This window comes from Vibrio sp. 1288 (assembly GCF_033344475.1).
In genome coordinates, this window is the sequence record NZ_JAWPOX010000671.1 from 1 (window position 1) to 637 (window position 637).

At 45.8% G+C, this 637-nt stretch carries 1 protein-coding gene; it reads right to left on the minus strand.

Going from position 1 to position 637, the window contains the following annotated elements; genetic code table 11:
• Positions 1–101: 101 nt before the first annotated feature.
• On the minus strand, positions 102–637 hold a 536-nt coding region (locus R8O11_RS28690), incomplete at its 5' end, for a LuxR C-terminal-related transcriptional regulator (protein ID WP_318195053.1).

The following is a 637-nucleotide window of genomic DNA, read 5'->3' on the forward strand; positions in this document are numbered from 1 at the left end:
GCACTTCTCCCACTGGCGGCTTATAAAAAAGGGCTGACGCATAACGCCAACCCATTGTTGTTTTCAATTAAAATCCCATTTCTTTACTAAGGTTATTTGATTTAGTAACCCATCAATTGCAGTAAATTCTCCGCAGTTACAATGGCTTCTTTACGATTCGCGATGTTGAGCTTTTGATACAAGTTGCGAATGTGGGTTTTGATTGTCGTACCTGCCACATCCAATTCTTGTGCGATTTGCTCGTTACTAAAGCCAGAATAAATCAAACCTAGAACCTGCCATTCGCGCTGTGTTAACGGGCTCGTGCGTACAAGCTCCGGCACATTCGGGTGATTTACCAACTTTTCAATAAAGTCTTCATCAAAGTGGATCGAGCGGCTGCGCTGATTCGATGAAATGTCTTTCATTAGTTGTTGAGCGCGGTGACGTTCTAGATCGCCCAGCTCATGACGCAGGCTGAGTTTCTCTAGCAGGCCACCAATCGTAGCGCCATCAATTAGGAAGTTTCCGACCATACCGGTTTGGTTCGTCATTACTAGCGCTTCTTTTAGCAGCGCTTTGGCTTGCTCTTCGTCTTTTTGGCGTGCGGCCAAGACTGCTTCAACAACGAGGTTGCGATTGGTATCGGTAATGAGGT